Below are 7,957 nucleotides of genomic sequence, written 5' to 3'. Positions count from 1 at the left end.
AGGAAGCTCCTGGTCGTCCTCAACGCTATCATTCGCGACAAAACCGCATTCGCGTGAACACAGTTGCCATTCCGTGAGCTGTAAGCGTTGCAGCGGTGCAGAATTCTGCTCCGCAGCACCTGCGATTAGAGTCACGGAATGGATCCTCGGGTCTTCGCGTCCGCTTCGCTCCCGCTCCGCCCGTGGATGACGACCGTCGTCTAGGCTTCGGCCAGTAAGGCGTTCAGATCGCCTCGCCCTTCAGCAGCCTCGGCGTGTCGCCGGAGAGGCCCGAGGCCTGACGGATGAAGAACTCCTTCAGCCTCGGCATGCGTTCCACCAGCCCCAGCCCGATGTCGCGGACCTGGCGCAGCGGGCCGATGTCGTTGGAGAAGAGCCGGTTCAAGACGTCGGTGGTGATGCCCATCTGCAGCGTGTCGAAGCGGCGCCACTGCTGGTAGCGTTCGAGCACGTCGAGCGCGCCGATATCCTGGCCGAGCCGGTCGGCCTCGACCACCACTTCGGCGAGCGCCGCGACGTCCTTGAAGCCCAGATTGAGGCCCTGGCCGGCGATCGGGTGGATGCCGTGCGCGGCGTCGCCGGCCAGCGCGAAGCGTGGTGCAACGAAGGCGCGGGCGAGCGTCAGGCCGAGCGGCCAGGCGCGCGGCTTGTCGGCAACTCTTATTTCGCCGAGCTTCAGGCCGAAGCGCTGCTCCAGATCGTGCTCGAAGACGAACTCGTCGCCCTCGACCAGCGCCTTGGCATCTTGCGTGCGCTCCACCCAGACGATCGACGAGCGGTTGGTGCCGTCCTTGTCCGGCTTCAGCGGCAGTGTGGCGAAGGGGCCGGCGGGGAGAAAATGCTCCTCGGCGCGGCCGTTGTGCGGGCGCTCATGCGCAACCGTGCAGACGATGCCGGACTGGCCGTATTCCCATTTGACCGTCTTGATGCCGGCCATGTCGCGCAGCTTCGAATTGACGCCGTCGGCGGCGACCAGCAGCCGCGCCTTCAGTGCAGCACCGTCGGCCAGATGCACGGTGATGCCGGCGCCATTGGTGTCGAAGGCGCTGACCGCCATGCCTTCGATGATGTCGATGCCAAGCTTTTCGGCGCGGCGGCGCAGCGCGCCGTTCAGGTCGCGGTTGGCGACCATATGGGCGAAAGGCTCGCCGGGCGCCACCTCGCCGTCGAAGGTCAAGAACACCGGACGCACCGGGTCGGCGGCACGCGAATCGGTGATGATCATCTCGGTGATCGCTTGCGCTTCGGGCGCGATCTCCTCCCAGACGCCGAGCTGCTCCAGCATGCGGCTGGCGGCCGCCGCGATGGCCGAAGCGCGGCCGTCGCGCTGCCAGACGCCGGCGGGGGCCGCGTCGACGACGGCGATGGCGAGGCTAGGGCGCGCCTGCTTCAGCGACACGGCGGCGGTAAGGCCGACATAGCCGGCGCCGGCGATGAGCACGTCGAGCGGCGCTTCGCGCTTCTCATTGGTGCCTTCTGCATCCGGCTTGCGGTCGACCATGGCATCATCCTTTGGCGGCTGCCGTTGCGGCCTTGACTGCCCGCGCGTCCTGTCCGAAACCCGCCATGGCACATCCGTGAAGGATTTCAAACATGACCGCGGCCATGGACGAGCTTCTCGACATTCTCGACCTCGAGCAGCTCGAACACAATCTGTATCGTGGTCGCAGCCCCAAGGTCGACTGGCAGCGCGTCTTCGGCGGCCAGACCATCGCCCAGGCGCTGGTCGCCGCGCAGCGCACCGTGGAGCCCGAACGCCACGTGCATTCGCTGCACGGCTATTTCATGCGGCCGGGCGACACCAAGCTGCCGATCGTCTACGAGGTCGACCGCATCCGCGACGGCGGCTCCTTCACCACGCGCCGGGTGGTGGCGATCCAGCACGGACAGGCGATCTTCTCGCTGGAGGCGTCCTTCCAGCAGGACGAGGTCGGGCTCGAGCATCAGCTGCCGATGCCGCGCGACGTGCCGGCGCCCGACACGCTGCTCACCCAACGCGAGCTGCTCGGCAAGTTCGGCGAGGCGGTGCCGGAAGGCATCAGGCGCTACTGGGAGCGCGACCGGCCGATCGAGATGAAGCCGGTGATGCTGAAGCACTACACGAGCCGCGAGAAACTGGAGCCGCAGCAGAACATCTGGATCCGCACCACCGGCCCGGTGCCGGAAGACCGCGCCATTCAGGCGGCCGTGCTCGCCTATCTCTCCGACATGACGCTGCTCGATACCTCGACCTTCGCGCATGGCCGCGCCATTTTCGACCGCGACATCCAGGCCGCCAGCCTCGACCACGCCATGTGGTTCCACCGCAGCCATTCGCTGGACGACTGGATCCTCTACAATCAGGACAGCCCGTCGACGCAAGGGTCGCGCGGCTTCACCCGCGGCTCGCTGTTCGCGCGGGATGGGACGCTCATCGCCTCGGTCGCCCAGGAAGGCCTGATCCGGCTGAAACGCTGAGCCGGCTTCAGGCAATTGCCTGGAATACGTGCATTTTCGATTTTTTGCCTATTTTATAAGCAGGCATGCTGCCATGCCCGTGCGCGAATGATGTGCACCGATCGCCGATTCTCTTTGTTTACAATAGGTTAACACCCTGCTTCGGCAATTGGCACGGAGCTTGAATCCTGTCGGGCACTCTCCGGCTCCTCGGGATCGGTGAAGGTGTGCAAACGCGGGGGACCGCAACAGCAAAGGGTGAAACCTTATGAAAATCGTGATGGCAATCATCAAGCCGTTCAAGCTCGACGAGGTGCGCGAAGCGCTAACCGCCGTCGGCATCCAGGGCCTGACCGTCACCGAGGTCAAAGGCTACGGGCGTCAGAAGGGCCATACCGAAATCTATCGCGGCGCGGAATACGCGGTCAGCTTCCTGCCCAAGATCAAGATCGAGGTCGCGGTCGGCGCCGACATGGTCGACAAGGCCGTCGAAGCCATCACCGCGGCCGCCAAGACCGGCCAGATCGGCGACGGCAAGATCTTCGTCTTCGGCATCGATCAGGCGGTACGCATCCGCACCGGCGAAACAGACACCGACGCGCTCTAAGCGGCGACCATCCATTCCAACGGAGAGTTCAATGAATATTCCTTCCACCTTGAAGACGACGGGACGCGCGGCCGCTTCGCTCGCGCTCGTGGCCATGAGCACCGTCGCCGCCATCGCGCAGGAGGCCGCCCCGGCAGCGACTGCCGCGGCGCCCGCCGCGCCGGCGCCGGCGCTCGACACTGGCAACACCGCCTGGATGCTGACTTCGACGGCGCTTGTGCTGATGATGACCATCCCGGGCCTGGCGCTGTTCTACGGCGGCATGGTGCGCAAGAAGAACGTGCTCGCCACCATCATGCAGAGCTTCGCCATCACCTGCCTGGTGACGGTGCTGTGGTTCATGTTCGGCTATTCGCTCGCCTTCTCCGACGGCGGCGCCACGAACGCCTATCTCGGCGGCTTCTCGAAATTCTTCCATCACGGCATCACCGTCTCGACGCTTTGGGCGCCGGGCGTGGCGAACATTCCTGAATTCGTCTTCTCGATGTTCCAGATGACCTTCGCCATCATCACGCCGGCGCTGATCGCCGGCGCCTTCGCCGAGCGCATGAAGTTCTCGGCGCTGCTGATCTTCATGGGCCTGTGGCTGGTCTTCGTCTACGCGCCGATCGCGCATTGGGTGTGGGGCGGCGGCTTCCTCGGTTCGGCCGGCGTGCTCGACTTCGCCGGCGGCACGGTCGTCCATATCAACGCTGGTGTCGCGGGCCTGGTCTGCGCGCTGGTGCTCGGCAAGCGCGAGGGCTATGGCACCACCAACATGGCGCCGCACAACCTCGTTTATTCGGTGATCGGCGCGTCGCTGCTGTGGGTCGGCTGGTTTGGCTTCAACGCCGGTTCGGAACTGGCTGCCGACGGCCTTGCGGGCGCGGCGATGATGAACACGCAGGTCGCCACCGCCGCCGCGGCGCTGGCCTGGATGTTCGCCGAATGGATCGTCGCCAAGAAGCCTTCGGTGCTCGGCATCATCTCGGGCGCCGTCGCCGGCCTCGTCGCGGTGACGCCTGCTTCCGGCTTCGTCAACCCGACCGGCGGCTTCATCATCGGCATCATCGCCGGCGTGGTTTGCTACCTCTCGGCGGTCAAGCTCAAGCATGCGTTCGGCTATGACGACTCGCTCGATGCCTTCGGCGTCCACGGCGTCGGCGGCATCGTCGGCGCGCTGCTCACCGGCGCGCTGGCAGATCCGGCGATCAATGCCCTCGGCAAGGACGCCTCGGTCGGCAAGCAGCTCTACGGCATCGCCTTCACCATCCTGTGGACGGCGATCGCCACCTTCGTGATCCTCTACATCGTCAAGGCTCTGGTCGGCCTGCGTCCGTCGACCCAGGAAGAGGTCGAAGGCCTCGACGTCACCCAGCACGGCGAAGTTGTGCCGTAAGGCAGACTTCGCCAAGGGCCGGCGGATCCTCCTCCCGCCGGCCCGGAATTCCTCCCAAGATCCCGTCGTGACGCTCTCGAAAGGGGCTCACGCCTTGAGGCCCGGAACACCCTTCCGGGCCTCCTTTTTGTCGGGCGGCCATCCAAGCCGTTTCGATCACATTCACTTGATCCGCCGGCATGAAACATCAGCCCGTCAGATTCCGTACTGGGATAGCGGGCGTCATCAAGGCGTCCCCCAGAACAAGAGGGAAGGAAACCACCTGATGAACATCAAGAACATCGTCCTGGGAGCAATGGCTCTTTCGATGATCAGCGGCGTTGCACTCGCCGGTGCTCTCGATGAGCCGTCCAACATGGCCCCGTTCTTCACCGACTCCAGCATGAAGACCATGAAGCCGGAAGCCGACTTCAAGGCGGCCTGGGCTTCGATGCCGAAGGACAAGCAGGACATGATGATGAAGGAATGCCAGGACGCGGCGATGAGCAAGCCTCACGCCGAATTCTGCGCCAATCTCATGGCCTATGGCGGCGCCAACAAGTGATCGTGGAAGGTCAGGTCCCGGAAGGCCTGATCCTATCGGCGTTTGAAGACAGGGAGGTGGCGGGCCGCGAGGCCTGCCATCTTTGCTTCCGCGCCATGGTCTCCGCGCCATGCGGGTAAAGGCCCATGGTTAATGCGGCCTTAACCTTCCCCCCGATAGTCTGGCGTTCGAATCTGCCGGAATGCGCCATGCGCCCGGCCAGGCAACGATCACGGGGAAGAGCATGCGTTCAGGCGCTTCAGCACCGCTCGCGCTGACCGATACAGGGCACGGCATCCAGGCATTCGCGCGGCGTCAGGTCGGGCGGCTGGTCGGCGCGGGGCTGTTCCTGTTCACCGCCTTCGGCATTGCCGCTCTAGCCACATGGAATGTCGCCGATCCGAGCTTCTCGCACGCCACCAGCAACGTCGTCACCAACGCCATGGGCTATGCCGGCGCGGTGTTCTCCGACCTCGCCATGCAGTTCTTCGGCCTTGCCGCCGTCGCGGGGCTGGTGCCGGCGGTGATCTGGGGCTTCCTTCTGTTTTCCGCGCGCGGCGTCGACAAATTGCCGAAGCGCGGCTTTGCCTGGTTCGGCTTTGCGCTCACCGCCGCGGCCATCGCAGGCTGCGTGACGCCGCCAAACACCTGGCCGCTGCCCACCGGCCTCGGCGGCGTGTTCGGCGACATGGTTCTGAAAATCCCGGGCATCGCGGTCGGCGGTTATCCGAAAGGCCTGTTCGCCAGCATCATAGCGGTCATCCTCGCCGCGCCGATGTTGTGGCTGTTCGCCTATGGCTCGGCGCTGATCGCGCGCAAGAACGGCTTTGCCGTCACGGAGCGCGCTGCCCGGCCCGATCCGCGCGAGCAGGACGAGATGCTGTTCGACGAGGATGAGGACGAGGGCGACGAGGGGATACTCGCGCTCGGCGCCATTACCCATTGGTGGCTGTCGTTCCGCGCCTTCCTGCACCGCCGCGCCGAGCGGCGCAGGCGCGAGCGCGACGAGTTCGAGCCGCCGATGGAACCGAAGGCAAGCGCCTGGCGGCGCGCGGCCGAGCGGGTCGAATCGGCCGAGTTCGCCGAGGCCCGCATGAGCCCCGGCGGCCGCGCCCGCGTCGAGCCGGAATTCTTCGCCGCCATGGTCAATGACCGCAGCGTTTCGGTCGATCCGGTAGATGAAGACATTTTCGGCGACGAGGCGGACGAAGACGCCGACGTTGACGATTTCGACGACGAGGCGCCCACCCCGGGCCGCGCCGCGCCGGGCGCCAGGGTGCAGAATTTCCGCTCCGATGCCGCGACCCGCGTCGCGGCGCCGGCGGCGCGACCCGTGCCGGGCGCCCGCGTCCAGCGCGAGGCGCAGACCTCGCTTATCGGCTCCGACACGTTCGAGATGCCGTCGCTGCATTTCCTGTCCGAGCCGAAGAACATCGCCAAGGATCCAAGCCTGTCGAAGGACGCGCTGGAGCAGAACGCGCGCCTGCTCGAAGGCGTGCTGGAAGATTTCGGCGTCAAGGGCGAGATCATCCATGTCCGACCCGGTCCGGTCGTCACACTCTACGAGTTGGAGCCGGCGCCCGGCATCAAGTCCTCGCGCGTCATCGGCCTTTCCGACGATATCGCCCGCTCGATGAGCGCGATCGCCTGCCGCGTCGCCGTCGTTCCGGGACGCAACGCCATCGGTATCGAGCTGCCCAATGCCAAGCGCGAGACGGTCTATCTCAGAGAGATCATGGCCAGCCGCGATTTCGAGACGACCAAGGCCAAGCTGGCGCTGGCGCTCGGCAAGACGATCAACGGCGAGGCCGTCATCGTCGACATCGCCAAGATGCCGCACGTTCTGGTCGCCGGCACCACCGGCTCGGGCAAATCGGTCGCCATCAATACCATGATCCTGTCGCTGCTTTACCGGCTGACGCCGCAGGAATGCCGGCTGATCATGATCGACCCCAAGATGCTGGAATTGTCGGTCTATGACGGCATCCCGCATTTGCTCACGCCGGTCGTTACCGATCCGAAGAAGGCGGTCGTCGCGCTGAAATGGACGGTGCGCGAGATGGAGGACCGCTATCGCAAGATGTCCAAGGTCGGCGTGCGCAACATCGACGGCTTCAATGCGCGCGTCCAGCAGGCCGAGAAGAAGGGCGAAAAGATCTCTCGCACGGTGCAGACCGGCTTCGACCGCCAGACGGGCGAGGCGATCTACGAGACCGAGGACCTCGATCTCGAGCCGATGCCCTATATCGTCGTCATCATCGACGAGATGGCCGACCTGATGATGGTGGCCGGCAAGGACATCGAAGGCGCGGTGCAGCGCCTGGCGCAGATGGCACGCGCCGCCGGCATCCATGTCATCATGGCGACGCAGCGCCCGTCGGTCGACGTCATCACCGGCACCATCAAGGCCAATTTCCCGACCCGCATCTCCTTCCAGGTGACGTCGAAGATCGACAGCCGCACCATTCTTGGCGAGCAGGGCGCCGAGCAGCTGCTCGGCATGGGCGACATGCTCTACATGGCAGGCGGCGGGCGCATCCAGCGCGTCCACGGCCCGTTCGTCTCGGACGATGAGGTCGAGAAGGTCGTCGGGCATCTGAAGCTGCAGGGCGTGCCGGAATATCTCGACGCCATCACCGAGGACGACGAGGAGGACGACGAGGACGGTCCGTCGGGCAAGGGCGGCTCCGGCGGCGGTGGCGGCGGCAATTTCGAGGATTCCGACGACCCGTACGACCAGGCGGTGGCGGTGGTGCTGCGCGACGGCAAGGCCTCGACCAGCTACATCCAGCGTCGGCTCGGCATCGGCTATAACCGCGCCGCCTCGATCATCGAGAAGATGGAGAAGGAAGGCATTGTCGGCCCGGCCAATCACGCCGGCAAACGTGAGATCCTGGTGCCGACAGAAGAGGACAAATTCTAGGGCTTATCGATATTCAGGTGAGGCCGGCCTGCAAATGGCGGCTTCCTGCGCTTCCGGTGCTCACGTACGAAAAGTACGCTCCGCTCCGGT

6 protein-coding genes are annotated in these 7,957 nt (G+C 65.3%); 5 read left to right on the top strand and 1 reads right to left on the bottom strand.

The genetic code is table 11. The annotated features are described in order from the left end of the window. Nucleotides 1-223: 223 nt before the first annotated feature. On the bottom strand, nucleotides 224-1,501 hold the full coding sequence (locus tag LB552_RS26365; protein WP_224611076.1) for a ubiquinone biosynthesis hydroxylase: 1,278 nt from the start codon (nucleotides 1,499-1,501) through the stop codon (nucleotides 224-226). A gap of 92 nt (nucleotides 1,502-1,593) precedes the next feature. Here LB552_RS26365 and tesB point away from each other — a divergent pair, with 92 nt between their 5' ends. The 5 genes from tesB to LB552_RS26340 all read left to right on the top strand — a co-directional run bounded on the left by tesB (nucleotide 1,594) and on the right by LB552_RS26340 (nucleotide 7,867). Beyond that, nucleotides 1,594-2,457, top strand: coding sequence for an acyl-CoA thioesterase II (tesB, locus tag LB552_RS26360; protein ID WP_095769566.1), 864 nt, complete (start codon nucleotides 1,594-1,596; stop codon nucleotides 2,455-2,457). Between the two features lie 247 nt (nucleotides 2,458-2,704). Further along, nucleotides 2,705-3,043 carry a P-II family nitrogen regulator gene (locus tag LB552_RS26355; protein ID WP_006327120.1) on the top strand — a complete coding sequence of 113 codons (339 nt, stop codon included), beginning with the start codon at nucleotides 2,705-2,707 and terminating at the stop codon, nucleotides 3,041-3,043. A 94-nt stretch (nucleotides 3,044-3,137) separates the two neighbouring features. Beyond that, a complete protein-coding gene (locus LB552_RS26350; RefSeq protein ID WP_318012067.1) occupies nucleotides 3,138-4,421 on the top strand; it encodes an ammonium transporter in 1,284 nt (427 codons plus the stop codon). Nucleotides 4,422-4,686: 265 nt separating this feature from the next. Continuing rightward, the gene (locus LB552_RS26345; protein ID WP_140698272.1) at nucleotides 4,687-4,965 is read left to right on the top strand and encodes a hypothetical protein; all 279 of its coding nucleotides are present in this window, start codon (nucleotides 4,687-4,689) and stop codon (nucleotides 4,963-4,965) included. 223 nt (nucleotides 4,966-5,188) lie between these two features. Beyond that, on the top strand, nucleotides 5,189-7,867 hold the full coding sequence (locus LB552_RS26340; protein WP_224611075.1) for a DNA translocase FtsK: 2,679 nt from the start codon (nucleotides 5,189-5,191) through the stop codon (nucleotides 7,865-7,867). Nucleotides 7,868-7,957 lie beyond the last annotated feature (90 nt).

It is taken from the genome of Mesorhizobium sp. CA7, from assembly GCF_020165015.1.
Lineage (GTDB): Bacteria > Pseudomonadota > Alphaproteobacteria > Rhizobiales > Rhizobiaceae > Mesorhizobium.
The sequence above is the reverse complement of the archived record's forward strand: the minus strand, read 5'-3'. Positions and strand labels throughout refer to the sequence as shown.

Excerpts from the sequence above, each read along its gene's own strand:
- LB552_RS26345 (WP_140698272.1), top strand. The coding sequence starts at position 4,687 with ATGAACATCAAGAACATCGTCCTGGGAGCAATGGCTCTTTCGATGATC.
- tesB (WP_095769566.1), top strand. The coding sequence starts at position 1,594 with ATGACCGCGGCCATGGACGAGCTTCTCGACATTCTCGACCTCGAGCAG.
- LB552_RS26355 (WP_006327120.1), top strand. The coding sequence starts at position 2,705 with ATGAAAATCGTGATGGCAATCATCAAGCCGTTCAAGCTCGACGAGGTG.
- LB552_RS26340 (WP_224611075.1), top strand. The coding sequence starts at position 5,189 with ATGCGTTCAGGCGCTTCAGCACCGCTCGCGCTGACCGATACAGGGCAC.
- LB552_RS26350 (WP_318012067.1), top strand. The coding sequence starts at position 3,138 with ATGAGCACCGTCGCCGCCATCGCGCAGGAGGCCGCCCCGGCAGCGACT.
- LB552_RS26365 (WP_224611076.1), bottom strand. The coding sequence starts at position 1,501 with ATGGTCGACCGCAAGCCGGATGCAGAAGGCACCAATGAGAAGCGCGAA.